This is a genomic window from Chitinophaga sp. GbtcB8, assembly GCF_019091455.1.
In the GTDB taxonomy this organism is placed as follows: Bacteria; Bacteroidota; Bacteroidia; order Chitinophagales; family Chitinophagaceae; genus Chitinophaga.
The window spans coordinates 115,714-140,135 of the sequence record NZ_JAGXJN010000017.1; the positions used below are offsets into that span (position 1 = coordinate 115,714).

The 24,422-nt window shown below is 46.4% G+C and carries 16 protein-coding genes; 11 read left to right on the top strand and 5 right to left on the bottom strand.

Translation table 11 applies throughout. The features are described from left to right. Positions 1–70 precede the first annotated feature (70 nt). The 8 genes from KVT36_RS16520 to KVT36_RS16555 all read left to right on the top strand — a co-directional run bounded on the left by KVT36_RS16520 (position 71) and on the right by KVT36_RS16555 (position 10,363). The gene (locus tag KVT36_RS16520) at positions 71–4,237 is read left to right on the top strand and encodes an RHS repeat-associated core domain-containing protein (RefSeq protein ID WP_217604578.1); all 4,167 of its coding nucleotides are present in this window, start codon (positions 71–73) and stop codon (positions 4,235–4,237) included. Between the two features lie 19 nt (positions 4,238–4,256). After that, entirely contained in the window at positions 4,257–4,577 is a 321-nt protein-coding gene (locus KVT36_RS16525) for a hypothetical protein (RefSeq protein ID WP_217604579.1), read from the top strand. 217 nt (positions 4,578–4,794) lie between these two features. Beyond that, a complete protein-coding gene (locus KVT36_RS16530) occupies positions 4,795–5,235 on the top strand; it encodes a MarR family winged helix-turn-helix transcriptional regulator (RefSeq protein WP_217604580.1) in 441 nt (146 codons plus the stop codon). Between the two features lie 8 nt (positions 5,236–5,243). Beyond that, positions 5,244–5,720, top strand: a complete 477-nt coding sequence (locus tag KVT36_RS16535) for a GNAT family N-acetyltransferase (protein ID WP_217604581.1) — start codon at positions 5,244–5,246, stop codon at positions 5,718–5,720. Between the two features lie 22 nt (positions 5,721–5,742). Next, entirely contained in the window at positions 5,743–6,654 is a 912-nt protein-coding gene (locus tag KVT36_RS16540; RefSeq protein ID WP_217604582.1) for an AraC family transcriptional regulator, read from the top strand. Positions 6,655–6,753: 99 nt separating this feature from the next. After that, the gene (locus KVT36_RS16545) at positions 6,754–7,632 is read left to right on the top strand and encodes an NmrA family NAD(P)-binding protein (RefSeq protein ID WP_217604583.1); all 879 of its coding nucleotides are present in this window, start codon (positions 6,754–6,756) and stop codon (positions 7,630–7,632) included. 226 nt (positions 7,633–7,858) lie between these two features. Then, positions 7,859–9,058: an MFS transporter gene (locus KVT36_RS16550; protein ID WP_254640052.1), complete on the top strand. Its 1,200-nt coding sequence runs from the start codon at positions 7,859–7,861 to the stop codon at positions 9,056–9,058. Positions 9,059–9,355: 297 nt separating this feature from the next. Further along, positions 9,356–10,363 (top strand): DnaB-like helicase C-terminal domain-containing protein, encoded by a 1,008-nt coding sequence (locus tag KVT36_RS16555; protein WP_217604584.1) that lies wholly within the window; start codon positions 9,356–9,358, stop codon positions 10,361–10,363. Between the two features lie 251 nt (positions 10,364–10,614). On the opposite strand, the gene KVT36_RS16560 is transcribed toward KVT36_RS16555, so the two are convergent. The 4 genes from KVT36_RS16560 to KVT36_RS16575 form a co-directional block, all read right to left on the bottom strand. Continuing rightward, positions 10,615–11,970, bottom strand: coding sequence for a TolC family protein (locus tag KVT36_RS16560; protein WP_254640053.1), 1,356 nt, complete (start codon positions 11,968–11,970; stop codon positions 10,615–10,617). Positions 11,971–12,040: 70 nt separating this feature from the next. Beyond that, positions 12,041–15,208 (bottom strand): efflux RND transporter permease subunit, encoded by a 3,168-nt coding sequence (locus KVT36_RS16565; RefSeq protein ID WP_217604586.1) that lies wholly within the window; start codon positions 15,206–15,208, stop codon positions 12,041–12,043. 26 nt (positions 15,209–15,234) lie between these two features. Next, a complete protein-coding gene (locus KVT36_RS16570) occupies positions 15,235–16,317 on the bottom strand; it encodes an efflux RND transporter periplasmic adaptor subunit (protein ID WP_217604587.1) in 1,083 nt (360 codons plus the stop codon). Between the two features lie 143 nt (positions 16,318–16,460). Further along, positions 16,461–16,811: a hypothetical protein gene (locus KVT36_RS16575; RefSeq protein WP_217604588.1), complete on the bottom strand. Its 351-nt coding sequence runs from the start codon at positions 16,809–16,811 to the stop codon at positions 16,461–16,463. 345 nt (positions 16,812–17,156) lie between these two features. Here KVT36_RS16575 and KVT36_RS16580 point away from each other — a divergent pair, with 345 nt between their 5' ends. Then, positions 17,157–19,328: a glycosyl hydrolase family 18 protein gene (locus KVT36_RS16580; RefSeq protein ID WP_217604589.1), complete on the top strand. Its 2,172-nt coding sequence runs from the start codon at positions 17,157–17,159 to the stop codon at positions 19,326–19,328. Positions 19,329–19,409: 81 nt separating this feature from the next. On the opposite strand, the gene KVT36_RS16585 is transcribed toward KVT36_RS16580, so the two are convergent. Further along, entirely contained in the window at positions 19,410–21,437 is a 2,028-nt protein-coding gene (locus KVT36_RS16585) for a glycoside hydrolase family 65 protein (RefSeq protein ID WP_254640054.1), read from the bottom strand. 380 nt (positions 21,438–21,817) lie between these two features. On the opposite strand from KVT36_RS16585, the gene KVT36_RS16590 reads away from it, so the two are divergent. Together KVT36_RS16590 and katG are read left to right on the top strand one after the other, a co-directional pair. Then, positions 21,818–22,045 carry a hypothetical protein gene (locus tag KVT36_RS16590; RefSeq protein WP_217604590.1) on the top strand — a complete coding sequence of 76 codons (228 nt, stop codon included), beginning with the start codon at positions 21,818–21,820 and terminating at the stop codon, positions 22,043–22,045. A gap of 280 nt (positions 22,046–22,325) precedes the next feature. Beyond that, a partial coding sequence (gene katG, locus KVT36_RS16595) for a catalase/peroxidase HPI (protein ID WP_217604591.1) occupies positions 22,326–24,422 on the top strand: 2,097 nt, incomplete at its 3' end.

The following is a 24,422-nucleotide window of genomic DNA, read 5'->3' on the forward strand; positions in this document are numbered from 1 at the left end:
CCCATTGTACTTAACTGTCCGTCCCGCGGCTATCTATAAGTACATTACTGTAGCGCAAAATACATAGCATATGCTGGTTAGTAACAAGCATTTTACTCCTGTTATAGGACTGGATATACATATTGTAATATTGTTTGGTTTTCCCATTCCGTTACCGCATCCATATATCGGGTTTGTGGTAGACCCTATGGACTATATCCCCTTTTTAGGCGCCACCACAAAGATCAATCATGTACCCCGTGGTAAAAGCGATACCAGTGGTATTTTCATCATCCTGGTCCATATACCGATGGGTGGCCCCTTCCTGATGGCTCCTCTGATCGGGCATGATTCTGTGAACTTCTTCGGCAGCAAAACCGTGACGGTGGAAGGCAACCTGATGAGCCCTTCCGGCCATATGTTAATGACGTGTAATGATATTGGCATCCCACTTTCCCTGCAACCCGGCAAAAAGCTTAAACCTTTGCCCAGCATGTATTTACCCACTTCATTTTCCATACCGCTTTCTTTTGGCAGGCCGGTAACAGTGGGTGGCCCCTATGTGCCGGACTGGTCGGGCGCATTGCTGAACCTTGTTACCTCCTTTGGATTTGGCGCGCTCATGAAGGGATTAGGAAAAGGGATGAAAGCGCTGGGAAAAGCCGCTAAAAAGGCCAAAAAAAAGATCACTGATTTTAACCTGGCCCACCAGAAAAAAATTGGCGGGAGTGATAAGCTGAGCCGCCTGCTTTGTAAGCTGGGCTTTGAGCCTGTAGACCTTGTACAGGGCATTGTAATAAATGAGGGAACAGACTTTGAATTGCCAGGCCCTATACCGTTGAAATGGGAACGCTGCTGGAACAGTGATAGCCAGCATCATGGGTTATTAGGCCATGGCAACCATTTTTCCCATGACCTGCGGCTGTTGGAGCTGGCAAATGAAGATGCCACGGCCTTATTATTAGGCGACGGGCGCAGCACTACCTTTGAATATTTACCGTATGCGGGCAACAGCGGCTACAACCGTCCCGAACGGTTAACGCTTACCCGTACCGGCCTGGATGAATACCAGCTCTTCGATCACAGGGAACGTTTATACTACCACTTTCGCAGGTTGCATCCCCATGACCAACAGTACCGCCTATACGCTATCCGTAATGATGCCGGGGCCATGATCAGCTTTCACTACAATAATAAGGAGCACCTGGTACAGGTTATTGACAGCGCTAACCGGCAGCTGCATATAGAAACTGATACAGAAGGCCGTATGACACGTGTTACGGCACATCATCGCGGGCAGCAGCAGGTGCTGGTAAAATATGATTACAATGATGCAGGTGACCTTTGTGCAATTACCGATGCGCTGGATCAAACCACCCGCATACAATTCCGCAACCACCGGATGGTAGCTAAAACAGACCGTAACGGACAAACCTTCTACTGGGAATATGATAACAAAGGCCGTTGTACCCATACCTGGGGCGATGGTGGTATACTGGAAGGGTGGTTGGAATATTACCCGGAGAAAGGTTATAACACCGTAACCAATTCATTGGGGCATGTTACCACCTATTATTATACACCTGATTTTTTAGTTACGCAGATAAAAGACCCGCTGGGCAATTCCCGTTTCACAGAATATACTGATGAATTTGATATTTACCGGCAAATAGATGAGGAAGCTAATATTACCGGTTATTCCTATGATGAGCGTGGAAACCGTATCAGTATTGAAAAACCGGATGGCAGTGCCTTTACATTTAATTATGATGCGGAAGACCGCCTTACATTAGTAACAGATCCGCATGGCAACAGCCGTACTTATATTTACTATAAGCATGGGCCGCACAGAGGGTTGGTGCATACGATCACGGAGGCAACCGGCGGTATCACTATATTCCGTTATAACGCACAAAACCTGCTTAGTAAAGTAGAAGATGACCAGGGACATACTACCCTGCTGGAATATGATGAAGACCATAACCTTTCTGCACTTACCCTGCCGGACAAAGGGTTTGCCAGCTGGGAATATGACGCATGGGGACATTGTATTAAGGCGGTTAACCCCTTGCAACAGGAACAATCTTTCCGTTATGATGTGCTGGGGCGCGCCACCGATGCGCATTTGGTAGATGGAAATCACGTAGAGCTGCAGTACAATGCCTATATGCAGGTAGTGCAGGTAAGGGATAAGCATCATCATGTACATTACGGCTATACGCCTTTAGGTAACCTGAAGCTGCGGGAAGAAAACGGCGCCAGGATACACTTTGTATATGATAAACAGGAGCAGCTTACCGGGCTGGTAAACGAGCATGGAGAAATGTACCGGTTTACCCGCAACGGCCGTGGCGATATTATACAGGAAACCGGCTTTGATGGACTAACCCGTCATTACCACCGGAATGCTGCCCGCAAAGTGGCCCGGGTACAACGCCCCGGCAGGCAATGGACAGCATACGAATATGATTATAACGGGCTCATGACCCGGGTGGAGCATAGTGATGGCAGCTGGGAAACTTATAACTATAATCTTAACGGCCAGCTTACAGAAGCGGTGAATGAGCATTGTACTGTTAAATTACAGCGGGATGCAATGGGGCGTGTGATACAGGAATCGCAGAATGGGTACACCATCCATAGTAATTATGGTTATGACGGAAAACGCAGCCATATTAAAAGCAGCCTGGGTGCCGATATACACGTTACCCGCAATGCAGCCGGCGACATTACTGATATGCAGGCGCAAGGCACTAATACTCCCTGGGCTATGCACATTGAGCGTAATTTATTGGGTCTGGAAATAGAGCGTAGCCTGCCGGGTGGGGTTAAAAGCTGCTGGACCTATGACAAGACCGGCATGCCGGACACACATGCCGTGAACAGCAATGGGCGTAGAACCCGCCAGCTTAATTACCGCTGGGATGCCAATCAGCGGCTAAAGCAAATTACCAATGGCATTAGCGGTGGTATAACAAAATTCGGGCATGATGATTTTGCGAACCTGGCATGGGCCCAATATGAGAATGGGGAATATGATTATCGCCTGCCGGATAAAGCAGGCAATCTTTATAGAACGCAGCACCGTAACGACCGTAAATATGGCCCGGGTGGCAGGCTGCAGGAAACACAGAATGCGCGGTTTGTTTATGATGATGAGGGAAATGTGATTAAAAAGATCGTGAATGTTGCGCCGGCAGGACAAGCTGTTTGGGGATATGAATGGTATGCCAGTGGCGCGCTCAGGAAGGTAGTGCGCCCTGATGGTAAGGTGGTGGAGTTCCGTTATGATCCCTTGGGCCGGCGCATTGAAAAGCAGTATAACGGGCTGCTTACCCGTTTTGTGTGGGATGGGAAGGTGCCGCTGCATGAATGGAGCTACCCGGCAAAAGACCGGCCCGCGATCACTATTAATGAACTTGGGGATGTGGTACAGGACCACCCGGAACCAGTTCCGGCTGAAACATTGGCCTGCTGGGTGTTTGAAGAGGGCTCCTTTGCACCCGCAGCAAAAATTATTAATGGCAGGCACTACTCTGTTATCACCGACTATTTGGGTACGCCCTGCGAAGCCTATGATGAAGCAGGAGAAAAAGTATGGTCGTGCGGATTGGATATTTATGGGAAGGTGCGTAAGTTCGAAGGAGAAAGGAACTTAATACCGTTCCGGTATAAAGGCCAGTATGAAGATGAAGAAACAGGGTTATATTACAACCGGTTCCGGTATTACTGCCCGGAGGAAGGGCGGTACCTTAGCCAGGATCCGGTCAGGCTCAAAGGCGGGATGCAGTTATATAGTTATGTGTGGGATGTGAATAAGCAGACCGATGTATTTGGGCTGGCTATTGATTATACCGGAGTAGAGCTGGAAAACCAATTGGGCAATCCCCTGGGTGAATTTGACGGAATAGATATGGGAGCCGAAACATTTATTGAAGATAAATCGGCAGAGGGGCTTGCCATTCCGCACCCAAGAACCGGTGAAATGCCGGATCCCGGGAGATGGGCTGAAAAACAGATCTATAGAAAGACAGCAGTGAGGATTAATAACCTGGCCGTTGCCACGGCAACGCGGCCAACTGGGAACGGCTCTCCTGTAGTGCCAACAATAGAGGAAATAAGGAACTTCAGGAAATTACATTTTAAAATGGATGCTGATACGCCGGAATTACGCGCCGCCGTTGATACACAGCTCGCAAACCTGAAGAATAGTTTCCCTGATTGGTCCTTTTCAGCTGATTTTAATTGTAATTCTTAATTTACCAGATAGTATATATATGTCAGTAGCACTTTTTGGATTAACGATAAATGGGAACGAAGAGAATACCTACATTCCTCTTGCCACAGAAGAGGTATTTAATAAGATCTGGCTGCCTGCGGCGAGGGAGCACCAGCTGCAATGGATCAGTGCATTTGGAGCGGGGCATAGCTATACCAGGGAGGATATTGCTGGCATCCTGGAAGAGCTGGGCCGGCTAAGCGGTATAATTGAAAAAATGAAGAAAGAAGATGAGGTGCTGTTGCGGATTAAAACATTGCATGATTTTTTGAAAAAGCTGGAACATGAGGAGGGGACAATTGAGTTTTCGATAGGATAGGTTTTATTTTTATACTTATTACAGAACCCGCGTAATACCTGATTTACGCGGGTTTATTTTTTAGTTCCATTGCTGATGCTTCGTACCAGCTTTCGTTTTCTTTTCCTGGCATTGGACCATCCAGACACTTCCCATAAATATGCCGCCCATTTTATCAAGTACTTAAAACATTGTATAATACTTGCTTTTGTCAAGTATTATTTTTTACCTTTGTTCCATGAAAAAAGAGCTGGTAAATACCCTGCGCGATTTTAACCGGTTTTATACAACGGTGCTGGGCGTTGTCAATAACCACATCCTGGAAAGTGATTATTCGCTTACAGAAGCGAGGATTATTTATGAGGTGAACGAACAGGAAGGAATCACCGCAAGAGCCATAAAGGAAAAGCTGCAAATAGATGAAGGTTACATGAGCCGGATGGTGGCTAAGCTGGTAAAACAGGGTGCGGTGAAGAAAAAGCAATCCAAAGAAGACAAAAGGATCTTTGCCCTGGCGCTTACCGCCAAAGGCCGGCAAATAGCAGCAGATATTAACCGCCAGTCAGATGAGCAGGTGAAAAACCTGGTTAAGCACCTGGATCTAAAAGAGCGGGAACAGCTGGCTGGGTTAATTATGCAGGTAAAACAGCTGTTGGAAAAAGGAAATGCGGAAAAATAAAAATGCAGATGGAAAACATTCACTTTAAAATAGCAGAGACAGCGCAGGACTTTGAGGATGGAAAAAAACTTTTTGAAGAATATGCCGCCTCTCTTGATTTTGATCTTGGATTCCAGGGATTCAAAAATGAGCTTGCGGCCCTAAGCCGGCAATACCAGGCTCCTGAAGGAGCGCTGTTAATATGTACTTATAATGAGGACGCGGTTGGCTGTGCCGGTATCCGCAAACTTTCTGAAACCACCGCAGAACTAAAGCGGCTGTATGTAAAACCTGCATTCAGAAGCCTTAAGATCGGGAAAGAGTTGCTGGCCTTGGCAACAGGCACTGCAAAAAAGCTCCACTATCACTATATCCGGCTGGATACGGTGCCCGGCCAGGAAAAGGCACAAACATTGTATCATCACCTGGGATTTTACACCATTGACGCCTACCGGCATAACCCTATTGCAGGAACTATTTATATGGAGAAGAAGCTGATTGATTAATTTTGATGGAAAGTAAATGGTCATGAAAAATACGCCGCTTACACATATTAAAACAATCACTGAATATCATGCGCTCATAGGGATCGCCAAACCGGCACATCCATTGATCAGTGTAATAAGTTTTGAAGACATCAAACGCATGGATGAACATGCCTATAGCTTCACACATAATTTTTACTCCATAGGGCTTAAAAGGAATTTTAATGGCAAAATGAAATACGGTCAGCAAGAGTATGATTTTGACGAAGGAGTAATGATCTTTATTTCTCCCGGCCAGGTTTTTACTATTGAGGCGGAGGAAGAGCTAAAACATTCAGGATGGCTGCTGCTGGTGCATCCTGATTATTTATGGAATACCTCCTTAGCCAAAACAATAAAACAGTACGAATATTTTAGCTATGCAGTAAATGAAGCCTTGCATCTTTCAGAGAAAGAAGAAGTAATGGTTACCGGTATTATGCAAAATATTGAGCAGGAATACCATGCAAATATTGATAAGTTCAGCAAAAAAGTAATTATTGCCCAGCTTGAATTATTGCTAACCTATGCCGACCGGTTTTATCAGCGCCAGTTCATCACCCGGGAAATTACGAACCATAAGCTCCTTGACCGGCTGGAAGATCTTCTTGCGGAATATTTTAACAGCGATGCATTGGCAAAAAAGGGATTGCCAACGGTGCAATATATTGCCGGCGCATTAAATGTATCCCCCAATTATTTAAGTGTATTGCTAAACGTGTTAACGGGCCAAAGCACCCAGCAACACATACATGATAAGTTAATAGAAAAGGCAAAAGAGAAATTGTCCACTACCACTTTATCCGTTAGCGAAATTGCCTATGAAATAGGGTTAGAACATTCACAGTCTTTCAGCAAATTATTCAAAAGCAAAACTAATCTTTCACCTTTAGCCTTCCGGCAATCTTTCAACTAACCCGTATAGTAAAGAAACGGCTACAACAACCTGAGATTAAGCTACAGGAATAGATCCTGGAGGCAGGACCTTTGTGTAAGAAACAAAAGCGAAACATTTATGAAAGTTGTAGTAACAGGTTCTTTAGGGCATGTTGCCCAGCCACTGGCAAAGGGGCTGGTACAAAAAGGGCACAAGGTTACCGTGATCAGCAGCAAAGCAGAAAAACAAAAGGATATTGAAGCCCTGGGCGCCACGGCAGCTATTGGCTCGCTGGAAAACGTTGATTTCCTGGTAGCTGTTCTTACCGGCGCGGATGCCGTGTTTGCCATGGTGCCGCCAAACTTTGCTGAACCTGACCAGATAGCCTATTACAGCCGGATAGGCAGCAATTATGCACAGGCCATTCAGCAGTCGGGTATAAAACGCGTGGTACACCTTAGCAGTTATGGTGCGCACCTGGAAAAAGATTCAGGGTTCATCCTGGGGTCCCATAAGATAGAGGGCCTGCTGAATAGCCTGTCAGGGATAGCTATTACGCATCTGCGCGCAGGTTACTTCTATTATAATTTGTACAATCTTATAGATATAATAAAAGAGCAGGGTTTTATGGCCGCAAACTATGGTACAGATGATAAGCTGATACTGGTGCACCCGGAGGATATTGCTGCTGCTGCGCTGGACGAGCTGGAAACAGCTGCTACAGGAAAGAATGTGCGGTACGTGGTAAGCGATGAGCGTACAGCCAATGAAATTGCGGGCGTTTTAGGCGCTGCTATTGGCAAGCCGGATCTGAAATGGCTAACCTTTACCAATGAACAAACGCAGGAAAGGTTAGAAAAGAAAGGAGTGCCGGTGCATATTGCTGCCAAGCTGGTAGAAATGGGCGCCAGCCTCCATAGCGGTGCATTGATAGCGGATTATGAGCTGCATAAGCCGGCTGCCATGGGAAAAATAAAGCTGGAAACTTTTGCAAAGGAGTTTGCCGCTGCTTTTTAAAACAGGTTATTGTATTTACACAAAGGGCTGTTCCAAAAGGGGCAGCCTTTTTATTGTACAGTACTTTCTATCTTTCACCCTGTCCGGATCTCCCCATTATAATGTCTAATAAATACCCTATAACATATAAATTTAGACATTAGCTTTACCTCCTTTAACAGGAACACGTATATACTGCCCCGTGAGCCATTTAGTGTAAGGGCTTAAAATTTGAATAATCACAGTTATGAAAATGAAACAAGGCGAGTTTATTGCGCTGTCGGCCTGCACCATGATCCTGACAGCTTTGGGAATAGACATTATGCTCCCGGTGTTTGCGGAGCTGCGGAAGCATTTTGGGCTCCCGCCTGAATCTACTGCTACTGCACAGATCATTACGTTTTTTTTCCTGGGGCAAACTGCGCAGATCATTTTTGGCGCGTTTTCAGACCGTTACGGACGCCTGGCCATCCTACGGGTAGGATTCCCGCTTTATATCATTGGTGGAATAGCTGCCGCCTTTGCACCCAGCCTGCAGCTGATGTTTGCAGCCCGCTTTGTAGCCGGGGTGGGAGCATCAGCCGTATTTATGACCACCATTGCGGGGGTGCGTGACCGTTTTGTAGGGGACCAGATGGCCCGCATTATGTCCCTGATCTTTACCATCTTCCTGTTTACCCCGGTGCTGGCGCCTTTCTTAGGAATAGCTATTCTGTCCGTATCATCCTGGCAGATGGTATTTCTTACGCCTCCTTTGTTTGCGGTTATTATTTTTTGCTGGTCATTCAGGCTGGAAGAATCCCTTCCGCCGGAACAACGCAGCTCCCTTAACTGGACCGGTTTCGGCCAATCCATCCGCAAGGTTATCGGCAATCGCACTTTTCTTCGCTATACCACTGTTACCACGGCTCTTTTCACGGCATTAAGCTCGTACATTTCCAGCTCTGAGCATATTGTGGGGGAGATCTATGGCAGGCCCAAACTATTTCCCTGGATCTTTGGAGGTATGGGGCTGGTCATGTCGCTTTGTACCTTAATGAATGCCCGCCTTTCATCCCGGTATGGAGCGCGGCGCACCATCCGGGGACTCCTTATTATTTATACGATAATAGCGGGCCTCTTACTGCTGCTTACCTTCACTTTGGGCGATCCGCCCGGTATGCTTTTATTCTTTATTGCGGTGGCCCTGCTGATGGCGCTGAATTTAGCTGTGGAGCCAAACAGCAGCGCGTTAGCGCTGGAGCCAATGGGAAACATGGCAGGTATGGCTTCCGCTGTTTATGGCACCTACTTCTTTTGCATTGGCGCATCCCTGGGATCGGTTATTAGTCATTTAATGGTTACAGATGTTTTTCCACTGGTGCTAAGCTTTTTTGTAATAGGAGTTATTACGTTGCTATTGGTATTTAGTGACCGCCGGCCTTTGAACCGGCCGGTTTCTGAGTGAAGGATGCCGGCAGCAGCGCTTATCAGTTTAAAGGAGGTACAGCAGTTTAATATTTACGGAGTAAAGAGATTAAAGATACTACGCTGGATAGTGTGGGAAAAATGGTGTTATAATGTTAAGCTTTATAAATTTAAAGGGTTTCAGCTTGTTCAAAGCTGAAACCCTTTTTGCGTTAACAATTGATTCACTTATTAAATACCCAAATTAATTATTATGCCTAAGAGTAAAGAAATTCCCTTTTGAAAAGTCGCTCAAAGTAGGAAGCACTGAAACAATTTTAACTAAATCAACAAAAAAATGACCCTGAAGAAAGAAGAAATTAAAAGTCGTATTCCTGGTGAAAAATATTATTCTACAGGATTTGGACAACTTGATACAGAACTGGGGGGAGGATTGATCCAAAATGCCTTACATGTTTTTGCCGGTAGTCCTTTTCATGAAATATATAGTGTGTTGCTGTCGGTTATAAATCATTTTAGTAAATGTGGGATCAGTAGTGTGTTCATGGCGATTTCTGGTACCAATACTGTGAGCAGGGTAGAGCGCGAATTGTTGGCTAATAGCATCAATATTCCTGTTACAGGTCTGGATAAAACAGACGAATTAACAGCTGCACAAATTAATGCATTGGAGGCCGATATTAAGAACCTGGGCAACATTGAAGTAGTAACACCTTCATACAGGAATATGGACCACATTGAAGAAATGATCGGTAAATACTGTGATGAGGGTAAAAAGGTATTCTTCATTGACTCTCTGCAGAACTTACTGATCGGACCTTTTGAGAGAAAGTACGCTGCTAATTTTGAACAGGAATTTTCATCCAATTGTAAAAGGTTATGTGATATTATTAGGTCAAGGGATATTACAGTGGTTGCATTGTCTCTTTTGAATAAAGATATTGACAGGGATAATAAACCTGGTTCCCGCTATACAATAAGAGCCCCGCTGCTTGTAGATTTGCGGGATAGTAATGTGTTGGCTCAATCGGCTTATAATATTATTTTCCTGCACCGTCCCCAATTTTATAATCGGGATCTTTATTTTGATCCATCAGAAGAAGAGGCAAATTCACCATACTTATTTCTTGCAAGAAATGGTAATAAAGCAGGCCAAAATTCTTGCAGACTTAAGTATAACGAATCTACAGGGTTCTTTGTGGAAGGAAAGCCAGCCGCTAAGCCAAACCGTCATCCTTTTGGGAAGAATGACGATCAAAGTGAAACCAAACTTTTTATACATAAGGGCTCAAAGATGAAAGATTTGGACTTTGATGATGAGGGGTTGGATGACGCTCCTTTTTGATGGATGATAATAGTTTCAGGCTGCACAGCCATCCTTCCGTGAATGCTTCAACGCCGTTAAAAACTGGCATCCCATCTGTCAAAAAACAAAGTGCTGTTATTACGCAATTTCAGTGCGCGGCGCCAGTATACCTTTGATGGCCAATGGCGCTAATGTCACTTTAACCTGGTCTGCAAAACCATAATTGCAAAAAGCAGATAAGGAAACAGGCTGTATCAAATGTGATACAGCCTGTTTTTTCTAATAGCTCCTTAATTCCATCCGCCGCCTAATGCCTTGTAAATATTAACCATGGCATTCAATTGCTGCTTCTTGGTTTCGATCAGTTCAAACTTTGATTCCAGCGCATCGCGCTGGGTCATGAGTACTTCCATATAATCAGCCCGCGCTGATTTAAAAAGATCATTTGAAATAGTGATAGAGCGGGTAAGCGCGCCTACTTCCTGGGTTTTCAGATCATAACTTTTTTCCAGGTTATTGATCTTCGACAGCTGATTGGCCACTTCCACATAAGCGTTTAAAATGGTACGCTCGTAATTGTAAATAGCTTGTACCTGTTTTGCATTGGCCGTATAATAGTTAGCCTTGATTGCATTCTTATTAACCAGGGGCGCCACCAGGTCGCCTGCCAGGGAATACAGCAAGGATTTTGGCGTATTAAAAAGATACCTTGGATTAAATGCCTGGTAACCGATAGCTGCAGAAATACCTAAAGAAGGATAAAATTCAGCTTTTGCCACCTGTACATCCAGCTTGGATGCTGCCAGCTCCAGCTCCGCCTGTTTAATGTCAGGGCGGTTGGCTAACAGCTGCGATGGAATACCGGCATGAATAGCGTCAGGTATTGCATTGTCAAAAGTCTGCTCATTTCTTGGAACAGGCTGCGGATAACGGCCCAGCAGGAAATTGATTCGGTTCTCCGTTTCCGTGATCTGCTGCTGAATATTGTACTGCAGACTTTTGGTATTGAGCACCTCCGCTTCAAATTTACGTACGGCCAGCTCTGTTACCCGGGTAGCTTCTTTCTGCAGTTTTACGATCTCCAGGGCATTGTTCTGGATGTCGATGTTCTGTTTTACAATAGCCAGCTGGTAATCCAGCGCCAGTAGCTCGTAATAAGAATTAGCGATTTCGGCCACCAGGTTCGTAACGAGGAAATTTTTCCCCTCGACAGTAGACAGGTACCTGCTGATGGCTGCTTTTTTAGCGTTGTGCAGCTTTTTCCAGATATCCACTTCCCAGGATGCATAAGCTGCTAATAGGTAATCCGGCAGCGGGTCCGGCATTTCTTTTCCCGGTTTAATTTCGGTAGTAGCATCACCGGCGCCCTGGCTGGTATAGCGGCCTACCTTTTCAACGCCGGCTGCAGCTTTTACTCCTACAAACGGCAAATACTCTCCTTTCCTGGCCCTTATTTCGTTGCTGGCAATCTCCATTTCCTGTAAGGTAATATTCAGCTCCTGGTTATTCTTCAAAGCCGTATCTATCAGGGCGCCCAGGTAGGGATCCGTGAAATAATCTTTCCACTTCACTTTTGCCATATTAAGGGTATCCTGCGAGCTGTTATAACTCGCAGGAACTGTTTTATCTGCTGTTTTCCCAACCAAAGCAGGAATTTTACAAGCTGCATAAGCAAAGGAAATGCAGGCTACCCCTAAGTGCTTATATATTCTGCTTCTAAACATTATGATCAATTTCTTCTGTTAAAGGATTCTCTTCTTCATCTTTAATGAGCTTACGTTTTGCTGCCATGCTGCCAAATATGTAATACAAGCCGGGAATAATGATCACCCCGAAAACGGTCCCCAGCAGCATGCCGCCGGCAGAGGCAGCGCCTATGGTATGGTTGCCGATGGCGCCCGGGCCCGTAGCAAAAAGCAGCGGTATCAGGCCGGCAATAAAGGCAAGAGAAGTCATTAATATCGGGCGGAAACGCACGGTGGCACCTTCTATAGCTGCCTGGAGCAGCGGTACGCCGGAGCGGTGTTTCTGAACGGCAAACTCCACAATCAGTACCGCATTCTTACCCAGCAGGCCAACCAGCATTACCAGCCCTACCTGCGCATAAATATCATTGGCCAGGCCCATGAGCTTAACCAGCAGGAATGCACCGAAAACGCCTGCAGGCAGGGAAAATATAACTGCTAACGGCAGTATGAAACTTTCATACTGTGCGGCCAGTATCAGGTATACAAACGCTAATACAATGAGGAAAATGTAGAGCGCTTCGTTCCCACGTTCCGTTTCATCTTTTGAAAGGCCTTCCCAGTCAATACCATACCCGCGCGGCAGTGTTTGTGCAGCAACCTCCTGTATAGCTTTGGTGGCTTCACCGCTGCTATAACCCGGTGCAGGCTCGCCCCTTATTGCCGATGAAGTGTACATATTATAACGGGTGATCTCATTAAGCCCATGCGCCTTTTTTATTGACATGAAAGCTGAATAAGGTACCATCTCATCGCGGTTATTTTTAACGTACAGCTTCATAAGATCGTCCGGCAGCTTCCGGTATTCAGGCGCTGCCTGTACGTATACTTTCAGAAAGGTGCCGAAGCGGATAAAGCCCAGCTCATAGCTACTGCCTATCAGGATAGAGAGGTTATCCATTGCCTTACCAATAGAAACGCCTTTTTGCATGGCTGCTTTGTTATCGATCTGCAGCTCATACTGCGGATAGTTGGCGCTGAAGAAAGTAAACAAGCCCGTTAGCTCCTTACGTTTCCGCAGTGCATCCATGAACTGATCATTCACCTTTTCCAGCTCTTTATAATTATCGCTGTTGGTTTTATCCAGCAGGCGCAAGGCAAAACCGCCGGCTGCTCCATACCCGGGTACTGCCGGTGGCCCAAAGAATTCTATGGTTGCCCCGGGAATTTCCCTGGATTTTTCTTCCAGCTCACGGATGATCTCATTAACAGAATGTTTGCGTTGCGACCATTCCTTCAGATTTATAAGACAGGTGCCTGCATTGGACCCCCGGCCTTCGGTCAGCACTTCATAACCTGCCAGTGCGGAAACAGATTGAATACCTTCTACATGTTCTGCAATTTCCTGTACTTTCCTGGCCAGGTCATTGGTCCTTTCCAGCGTAGAGCCAGGGGGTGTTTGGATAATGGCATAGATCATTCCCTGGTCCTCACTGGGAATAAAGCCGGATGGCAGATCCCTGGATATGCCGAATATGCCGATGCCAAAAGCCGCCAGCATGACAAAGGTGACCACTCTGCGGTTTACGATCAATCTTAGCAGGCCCGCATATTTACCGGTAAGCTTTTCAAAGCCCCTGTTAAAGCCGTCAAGCGCCCTGTTCATCACTGTTTTCTTTCGCGGCTTCCCATGGTTATTCTTCAATATCATGGCGCAAAGCACCGGTGTAAGCGTAAGCGCCACTAAGCCGGAAAGTACAATAGAGGTAGCCATGGTAATGGCAAACTGCCGGTAGAAGATACCTACGGGGCCAGACATAAATGCCACCGGTATAAATACCGCGGTCATTACAAAAGTGATAGCTACAATGGCGCCGCTGATCTCATGGATCACCTTAATGGTGGCCTGGTACGGGGAAAGATGTTCTTCCTCCATTTTGGCATGTACAGCCTCAATTACCACAATAGCATTGTCCACCACAATACCAATGGCCAGCACCAGCGCAAATAACGTGATGAGGTTGATGGTGAGCCCAAAAAGCTGCATGAAGAAAAACGATCCCACCAGGGATACCGGAACAGCCAGGGTGGGGATGAGGGTAGAGCGCCAGTCGCCAAGGAACAGGAATACCACGATGGCCACCAGCACAAAAGCCTCGCCCAATGTATGCACTACTTTTTCAATAGAGGCGTTCAGGAAGTCGGATACATCATAGCTGATCTCATAGTCCATTCCCGGGGGAAAAGAGTTGCCTTTAATTTCTTCCAGCTTGGCTTTTATTCTTTTAATTACATCACTGGCATTACTGCCATAGGTTTGCTTCAGCACAATAGCCGCTGAAGGATGGTTATTGAGATTAGAATAAATATCATAGAACTCACTTCCCAGCTCAATATCTGCAATGTCTTTCAGGTAAAGGATCTCACCGTCAGGATTAGCCCGTATAATAACATCCTTATACTGTTCCGGTTTGTTATATCTTCCCTGGTATGTCAGCACGTATTCAAGCGCCTCTGAACGTTTGCCGTCGCTTCTGCCTATTCTGCCAGGTGAGCCTATGATACTCTGGTTACCCAGCGCCTCCATTACTTCGTCTGTTGAAACGTTATAGGCCCGCATCCGGTCGGGCTTTAGCCAGATACGCATTGCATATTGCCGGCTGCCCAGGATCTTGGCATTCCCGATACCTTTTACCCTTCTCAGCTCCTGCAGTATATTAATATTGGCATAGTTGTAAAGAAAATTTTCGTCTGCCTTGGGATCTTTACTGTATACGTTAACATACATCAGCATGTTGGGCTGTAAAATATTAACCACTATCCCTTCCCGTTGTACCAGCGGGGGCAGCCTGTTGGTAACCTGCTCTATACGGTTCTTAACGTTCACCACCGCCTGGCTGGGATCTGTACCCAGGTCAAAAACTACCTGTATATTGGCTTCACCTGCGCTGGTGGCATCAGAGGTCATATACTTCATACCCGGAACACCGTTAACGGCTTTTTCCATTGGAATAAGTACAGACTTCACCAGCACATCGGCGCTGGCGCCAGGGTAAGCTACGCTCACTATTACCCTTGGCGGCGCAATAGAAGGGAACTGTGATGTAGGCAGGGTGTAAATGGCCAGTACGCCCATGAAGACAATGACAAGTGATATCACTATCGCAAAGACCGGCCTTTTCATGAATATATTAAACATTCGCTCGCTTTTTTTGGATACTTACATTATTCTGTTGGTAACATTAAATGGGAGATCACTGCCCCCGGCTGCTCATAATCATATGAGATCTTATCATTGTTCTTTACCTTCCGCAAACCATCCAGTAATATTTTTTCATGGTCGGCCAATCCTTCTTTTACTACATACAGGTCCGGCATTTCAGCGCCAATGGTAATAGGCCTTAATTTCACCACGTTATCTTTACCTACTACATACACATATTTTTTATCCATGATCTCAAGCGTGGCTTTCTGTGGGATGATCAATGCATCCTTAACCGGTTTTTTTATGAGTATGGTGCCTGTTTCGCCGTGCCTTAACAGCCCTTCTGTGTTGGGAAAAGTAGCCCTGAATGCAATGTTGCCGGTTTCGTTATTAAACTCGCTTTCAATGGTTTCAACTACGCCGGGATGCCGGAACAGCTGTTTGTCGGCCGTTAGCAGGTACACGGGCAGCTTGCCGTTTGCGGCAGCCTGTTTTTTATAGCTGAGGTATTCCGGTTCTGAAACATTGAAATACACCCACATCTGGCGGTTATCGCTCAGGGTGGTCAGTAATTCGCCTTCTTCTACCAGGCTGCCCAGCTTTAAATGCAGGCGGTCAACCAGGCCGTCAAAAGGAGCCCTGATGTCTGTAAAGGCCAGGTGGGCTTTGGCCAGCGCTAATTCCGCTTTTGCCTTTTCCAGTTTGGCCTGGGCCATGGCCAGCTCATTTTTTGATACTACTTTTTTATCAGCAAGGGGTTGGGTGTTCTGCACTTCAATAGTAGCGATATCAACCTCTGCCTGCGCGCTCTGTAGCTCGGCCTCATAGAGGGTAGGCATGATCTTGAACAGGAGCTGTCCCTTTTTTACAAACTGGCCTTCATCTACAAAAATGTCCTGCAGGTATCCCTTTTCCTGGGCTCTTAGCTCAATGTTACGTATGGAACGGATCTGGCACACATATTCATTGGTTAAGGTGGTATCCATTTTCAACGGACTGGTAACCAGCAATTTTGTTCCGCCTTCCTTTTCTTCTTTTTGTGTTTTACAGGCGGTATGGCACAACAAGGCGTACACGCCTGTGAGCATGAGTATTCGCTTCATAATAGTTATGAATTTTAAATAAATGACAATCTGTTGGTAATGCTGTTCTGAACAGCACATAACACCATCACCTCAATAGCTGAATGCTATGACGGCATGTAGTAAAAAAGTATGAATGGAGCTGGCTTGTTACAGAAGATGGATCAGATCCGGATCACCCGGTATACAATGAATTTATTGGAGGAAGAATAGGAAAAGTGTTTGCAGAAAGGTAAGGGGCGCTTAAAGCAGGGATAGAAAGATGCGGGTTCGCAGGTGGAAAAAAAGTTGGTACAGCTGTTGCTGATCTTTAACTGCTTTTTGGAAGCAGGTATTTCATCGTCGTCCTGAACTTCCGTAGCCTTGGATTTGTAGATCTCTTTTCTTGCACCAGGGGTGGTAGTATGGTTTACCACCTGGCTCACTGGAACATCGGAAAGGCTGTATGGTACCAGGTATTTGAGATATGCTTTAGGAGCGTTGTAAGTACAATGCTGGATTGTATCTGCATACAAATTACTATCTCCCCTTATCAGAAAAAAGCAGAGCGATAGAAAAAACTTAATTAATACCCTCATCATTTGACCACAAAAATAATATGAAGTTCGTTAAATAGATAGAGGGATATTAAAAATTTAACGCTTATACTACTTTCGGGGAATAAATGTCCTTTCAGGTGAAAGGCTTTAGTGACCTCCTGGGCAGGGGTTAAAAAAATATTCTTTTCAAGTAGTACCAAACCGCTTTACAAACGACTCCTCATTTGTGAACACTGGATCAGTGAGCAAACAATATGACCTATCTTCTGTCTGCGCAAGCTATTGAACATGAGAGCCAATTCCTAAAAAAAACCATATACAATGAAAACAACTCTATGGATAAGAGCAGGTTTCCTGTCCTGTGTATTGCTTATCACATCCCTATTTTCTTTTGCACAATTTAAAGTAGTAGGGTACATGCCCTCCTGGTCCGGTGATGTAAATGCTATACAATACAGTAAGCTTACACACATCAACTATGCTTTCCTGCTGCCAACAACAACCGGTGGTTTCCAGGCAATTGAAAATCCCGGCAAGCTCCAAAGCCTGGTTTCTTTGGGCCATGCCAACGGCGTAAAGGTATTGATAGCGGTAGGTGGCTGGAACGATGGCAACGACGGCGGTTTTGAATCAACAGCAGGTAACAGCAGCTACCGTACTGCTTTTGTAAACAATATCCTCAGCTTTATTAATCAATATGGCCTTGATGGGGTGGATATTGATTGGGAATACCCCGACCAGGGCGCATCCGCTAATAACTATGTGGCCCTGATGACACAGCTGGCCGGCGCTTTACATGCCCAGGGTAAATTGTTAACATCTGCCGTAGTAGGTACGGGTGGAGAGAGCATTCTTCCCGCTGTATTTTCACAGGTTGATTTCCTGAACCTGATGGCTTATGATTTTAACAATTATGATCACTCCACTTATAACTATGCATCCCAGTCGCTTGCATACTGGAAAGGCAAGGGATTACCTGCTTCCAAAGCCGTACTGGGTGTGCCTTTTTATGGCCGTCCCAGCTGGGAAAGTTATGCTACGCTGATAGCACGCGGCGCCAGCCCCTATTCTGATACCTACAATGGAGTGGGTTATAATGGCATTACCACTATTAAAAGTAAAACGGACCTGGCCTATACCCAGGGTGGCGGTATTATGATGTGGGAGCTTTCACAGGATGCTGTTGGCACCTACTCCCTCTTATCCGCCATTCATGACGAAGTGCTTGCCAATGGCGGCAATGGTGGTAACCACGCACCAACCGTGAATATTACTTCCCCGGCAGGAAATGCTTCATTCACAGCCCCTGCTACCGTTACAATTAATGCGAATGCTTCAGATCAGGACGGCTCCATTACCAAAGTAGAATTTTACAATGGCGCCACTAAGCTGGGTGAAGATAATTCAAGTCCCTATACCTATTCATGGACCAATGTAGGAGCCGGGAACTACAACATTAGCGCTAAAGCTACTGATAATGCCGGCGCCGTTACTACTTCTGCTACTGTTGCTATTGTTGTAACCGGCGTTGGTGGTAACACCTGCAATGGTATTGCAGCCTGGTCTGCATCTGCCGTTTATACCAATGGTAACCAGGTAGTTTATAACAGTAAGCTCTATACTGCAAAATGGTGGACACAGAACGAACAGCCGGATATTAATTCAGGCGATTCCAAGCCCTGGGCTTATGTGCGTGATTGTACCGGCAGCGGAGGCAATAACGCGCCGGCAGTGAACATCACTTCACCAGCCAACAATGCCTCATTCAGTGCACCTGCCAGCATCACCCTTCAGGCTACTGCTACCGACAGCGACGGTTCTATTGCGAAAGTAGAGTTCTTTAACGGCGGCAGTAAGCTGGGCGAAGCTACCGGCGCGCCTTACAGCTTTACCTGGACTAACGTGGCCGCAGGTACCTATATGCTTACGGCAAAAGCTACTGATAATGCCAGTGCTGCAACTACATCTGCTGCAGTAACGGTAGTAGTTGGCGGCGGCGGAAATACTGGCAATTGCGCCGGTGTAGCTACCTACGAGCCTTACCCCAAGATCTATAGCAAAGGAGATCGTGTTGTGTATAACGGCGTGCTGTATGAAAGCCTGTCCGATGCGTTGTACAACGTAACGCCCGGAACAGCTGACTGGTGGTGGAAACCGCTTGGCGCATGTGGCGCAGCTGCAAGAATGGCTGCTACCAGCACTGCAGTGCAACCTGCTGCTGAAGTTAAGACGCTGACAGTATATCCTAACCCTGTTACTGGTTCCACCTTGCAGGTGGCGGTAAAAGGAGCTGCCGCTGCTGAAAAGATATATATTGATGTGTGGAGCGTGAATGGTAATGCCCCTGTGTTACACAAGGAGTATGTTACCGGAGCAAAAGGAGGTCAGTTTATCAGCATTGATATCAGCCAGCTGCCGCAAGGTACCTGGATCATCAAAGCCAGCGACGCTACCGGCGCACCTAAAGGCAGCGCCAAGATCATACGCATGTAATATCACGTGTAGTATCAATAAATACGCAGGGCTGACCCATAAGGTCAGCCTTGTTTTTTAACCGGATCTTTTGTAAGATGATTACCTGCTAAATGTTTTTTGCTCAATACCTCCCCCTGTGATCGTCAGCTTTTTCCAGCCGGGCGGCAGGGCCGTTTTGAGCTGTAATATGCCTTTGGGTGTAATTTCCAATCCGCCAAAACCCATGAGCACTGCCTGCAGCAGCCCTCCGGCGCCTGTTGCAAAATAAGGATTGGTGCCTCCTTTTGTTTCTGCGATCACACGGAACGGAGGATTTAAGTTCTGCAGGTATGCATCCTGAAACCAGTGATATGCTTTACCGCCATTTCCCAAACGTGCATATAACAAAGCAAAAACAGCTTGTGTCATTGCAGGCGTTCCTTCATTGGGCACTCTTGTTTCATAATACTCCAGGTCTTTTTGCACCTGCTTTGGATCCGTAATTTCTGCTAAAGGATAGGCAAGCAGGTTCGCATCCGCCTGTTTAATACCTTCACCATGATAGGCGGCATGTTCCTGTGTAACGCCGTTATCCATTTTTAAGATGGGGATGTTGCCGGCAACTACCATCCAATCCGCATCCGGTTTAATGCCAAGAATGTTAGCTGCCTGTGTGGCATAATTCAGATTGGCTTTTGCTGCCGCATTAGTGAACGCGTTGTTGTCAACATTCTCCGCCCATTCATCTGCTGCCACCACATTTTTTATATCATAGTGGCCAGGCCCATTCCTTTCAACGCGGCTTGCCCAAAAATCTGCTGTGGCGGACAGGATCGGGTAACCTTTTTCACGAAGCCATTGTTTATCCTGTGTTACGGCATAATAATTCCACGCTGCAGCGGCAACATCTGCCGTGATATGATGTTCAAAAGGCCCGCTCAGCGCCCACACCGGCGTTTCTTCCACGCCGCTTTCCGCACTCTCCCAGGGATACATAGCACCTTTGAATCCATTTGCAAAAGCATTCCGTTTAGCGGCTTCCAGCCGCTGGTAACGATATTCGATCATACTTTTTGCCAGCTCAGGATGAAGTACCAGCAAGGCGGGATACATCCACAGCTCAGCATCCCAGAAAACATGTCCGTTGTAACCAAGGCCGCTTAATCCCATGGGCGAGGGCGAATATGCCGTGCCTTCACGAACAAAGGAGTAGAGGTGATACATCATGCTGTGCACATCCTGCTGCGCCTGCGGATCACCGTCAATTACAATATCGCTTTTCCAGAGACTGTCCCAGGCTTGCTGATGGTGTTGCAGCAAACGGTCATGTCCCTCCAGCTTTGCATAAATAGTTAAGCGTTCTGCTTCATTTAAGGGATCATCATGATGAGCAGAGGTGAGCGAAGAACCTGCAATGGAAAAACGATAAGGCTGCCCGGCTTTGAGCGTTTTTGAAAACTTCATCAGGTGCATGTTGTTGTCCCACATTTCGTGGATCACGCGGGGCTCCTGTCCATGCGGTTCGCTAAACAGGAATGTATTGGAAGCGCACATCAGCAATTTACCCGTTGGCGACTTTGCAGTGGATGTTAGCAGGCTAATGACCACATGCGGGCGATCAATTTCGTTGTAATAATTCTGCACGTCTTTTAAGGCATCCGGTGCCTCCATTACACTGGCGCCGGTAATGCTAATATCTTTTTTAGGGATGATGCTTACATCCATTAATACGGTGTAGGGCAGCTGCCGCAATGAATAGTAAGTATAGCTAATAGTAGCTTTATCGCCATATTCAAAAGCCGTGGTAAAGGCAGCCTGCCGCATATCCAGCTCCTGCTTAAAACCGGAAATGCTTTTGGCATCTATGCGGCGGCCATCCACCTCCAGGTACATGTTCAGCAAATTAAAGCTGCGAAGGAAATTGCTCACGCGGCCGCGGCCATACAGATCATACGCTCCGGCCAGCACCACATCCTTTACCTTAAACGGCTCCGGTGACGATACAATACCGATCATACCATTGGCAACGGTAATACCATAATAGTTGGATGGATCGATCTGCGTAGCCGTGAGCTTCCAGGGATCCTGGGAAAAGGAGCGATGAGGAATGAGCAATAAAAAATTAAGAAGGATGAGCGCGTATTTCATAATGTAGCGTTTCTATTTAACCGGTATGAATTTAACAACAAAGCTGCTTAGAACCAACCTATGCTGCTAAAAATCAGCAAACATGCGGGCGTTTTTCAATGCTCTTCCAAAAGAAAATATTTCAGATCGGCTATGCTGTATGTTCCCGGAAGCTGAAACCCGTTTAAAAAAAAGGTCGGTGTATATTCAATATTCATTTTATCGCACCACCCACGCATGATTTCTATCTGCTTATCCTGCTGCAGCAATAACCCGTTTACCGGGTATTTCCCGGCGAATGTTTCGTAATCCTTTTTACCGGCAAGGTACCAATCATCCAAAGCTCTTCTGATCAGCAGGGGAGTGCTTTTGATCCGGGGGAAACCGTTAATATGGCCTGTGTGCCTGAACTATTTTTCAACGGATTTTCCGAGCAAGCGATCGATGATCTGGAGTACAATATGCTGGCTTTATTGGATAAAGCGGCTCCGTTGGAAGAATTGTTGAAAGCGCTGGAAGCCTGTTTTTCTACAGATGAAATTGAGCACGATTATGATAGTATTTATGAATTGATATTAATGAAAATTAAACGCCTTGCACTGAAAAGATGTGTTTTCATTAAAGGATAACATTTTTTTTGTATTTGGTAAACGGCCGGGAATTTAATGCTAACACCTCATCTGTATTTACTATATTTAATCAGGCGTAATCTGATCATTTGAACGCCGTTGACCGGAGCAATATTTTTATACAGTATACCCAAAGAGGTAGATAGCGAGGATTTTCCTATAATAGGTTTTAACTATTGAAATATAGAATTAATTGATTTTATCTATAGTTTCAATATCCTACTTTTACGAATCTGCACGAATCAGCAAGTGTTCATTCAATACCCATAAACTTATAAAAATGGAAAAAGAGTCAAACGACATCAGTAAATGCCCCTTTCACAATGGGAGTCTAAAGCAGAATGTTGGCGGCGGTGGCACCAGGAACCGCGATTGGTGGCCCAACCAGTTAAAGCTAAATATTCTTCGCCAGCACTCGTCCTTGTCAAGTCCGATGGATGAAGATTTTAACTATGCCGAAGCTTTTAAAAGCCTCGACCTGGAAGCTGTAAAAAAAGATCTTCATGCACTCATGACCGATTCGCAGGATTGGTGGCCGGCAGACTTCGGGCATTATGGCCCCCTGTTCATCCGTATGGCCTGGCATAGCGCAGGCACCTATCGTGTGGGGGATGGCCGTGGTGGCGCAGGCTCAGGACAGCAACGTTTTGCCCCGCTTAACAGCTGGCCTGATAATGTAAGCCTGGATAAAGCCCGCAGGCTGCTTTGGCCCATTAAACAAAAGTATGGAAGCAAAATTTCATGGGCAGATCTGCTGATCCTTACCGGTAATGTAGCGCTGGAATCAATGGGATTCAAAACATTTGGCTTTGCCGGTGGACGTGCAGATGTATGGGAGCCGGATGAGGATGTGTATTGGGGCTCAGAAGCCACCTGGCTGGGCGGCGACCTGCGTTATGCGCATGGCTCCCCGGGTGTGGTAGAGGGACATGGCGTACTGGTGTCTGATGATGATGCGGACGGTGATATCCACTCCCGTAACCTGGAAAGACCGCTGGCTGCCGTGCAGATGGGGCTGATCTATGTGAATCCCGAAGGTCCAGACGGTAATCCTGATCCTATTGCTGCCGCTAAAGATATCCGTGATACTTTTGGCCGCATGGCAATGAACGATGAAGAAACCGTTGCCCTGATAGCAGGCGGGCATAGCTTTGGTAAAACCCATGGCGCTGCTCCTGCTACCCACGTAGCCAAAGAACCTGAAGCCGCCGGCCTTGAAATGCAGGGCCTGGGCTGGAGCAACAGCTATGGTTCCGGTAAAGGTGCTGACACGATTACAAGCGGGCTTGAAGTAACCTGGACAAAAACACCCACCCAATGGAGTAATAATTTCTTCGAAAACCTGTTCGGCTTTGAATGGCAGCTTTCTAAAAGCCCCGCCGGCGCCCACCAGTGGGTGGCTAAAGATGCAACGGGTATTATCCCGGATGCGTATGATGGTTCAAAAAAGCATTTACCAACCATGCTTACTACCGATCTTTCTTTAAGATTTGATCCGGTATATGAAAAAATATCCAGGCGCTTCCTGGAAGATCCCGCAGCATTTGCAGATGCTTTTGCCCGCGCATGGTTTAAATTAACGCACCGCGATATGGGACCCCGTGCACGTTACCTGGGGCCTGATGTACCACAGGAAGAGCTGCTTTGGCAGGATCCCATTCCTGCAGTTGACCATGTATTAATAGATGCAAATGATATTGCAGCCCTGAAGGCGAAAGTGCTGGAATCCGGGTTAAGCGTATCTGAGCTGGTTTCCACCGCATGGGCTTCAGCCTCCACCTTCCGTGGTTCTGACAAACGCGGTGGCGCTAATGGCGCCCGCATCCGCCTGGCTCCTCAAAAACACTGGCGCGTAAACAATCCTCCGCAGCTGCAGAAAGTATTGGATACATTGACAGGCATTCAGTCAGCATTTAACAGTGCGCAGTCAGGCGGTAAAAAAGTTTCGCTGGCAGATCTGATCGTACTGGCGGGTTGCGCCGGTGTTGAAAAAGCAGCAAGAGATGCAGGACAGGCAATCACTGTTCCTTTTACACCTGGCCGTACGGATGCTTCGCAGGAGCAAACCGATGTTGAATCAATAGGCCACCTGGAGCCCGCTGCAGATGGTTTCCGTAACTACCGCAAATCAATGAATGCGGCAGTATCCACTGAAGCCCTGCTGATAGACAAGGCCCAATTGCTTACGCTTTCAGCACCTGAGCTAACCGTATTAGTAGGCGGCATGCGTGTATTAGATACTAATTTTGAGGGCGGCAAACATGGTGTTTTCACTCAACGTCCGGGCCAGCTTACTAATGATTTCTTTGTGAACCTGCTGGACATGAACACAGCATGGAAAACAGTATCTGCAGACAGAGAATTTTACGAAGGCAGT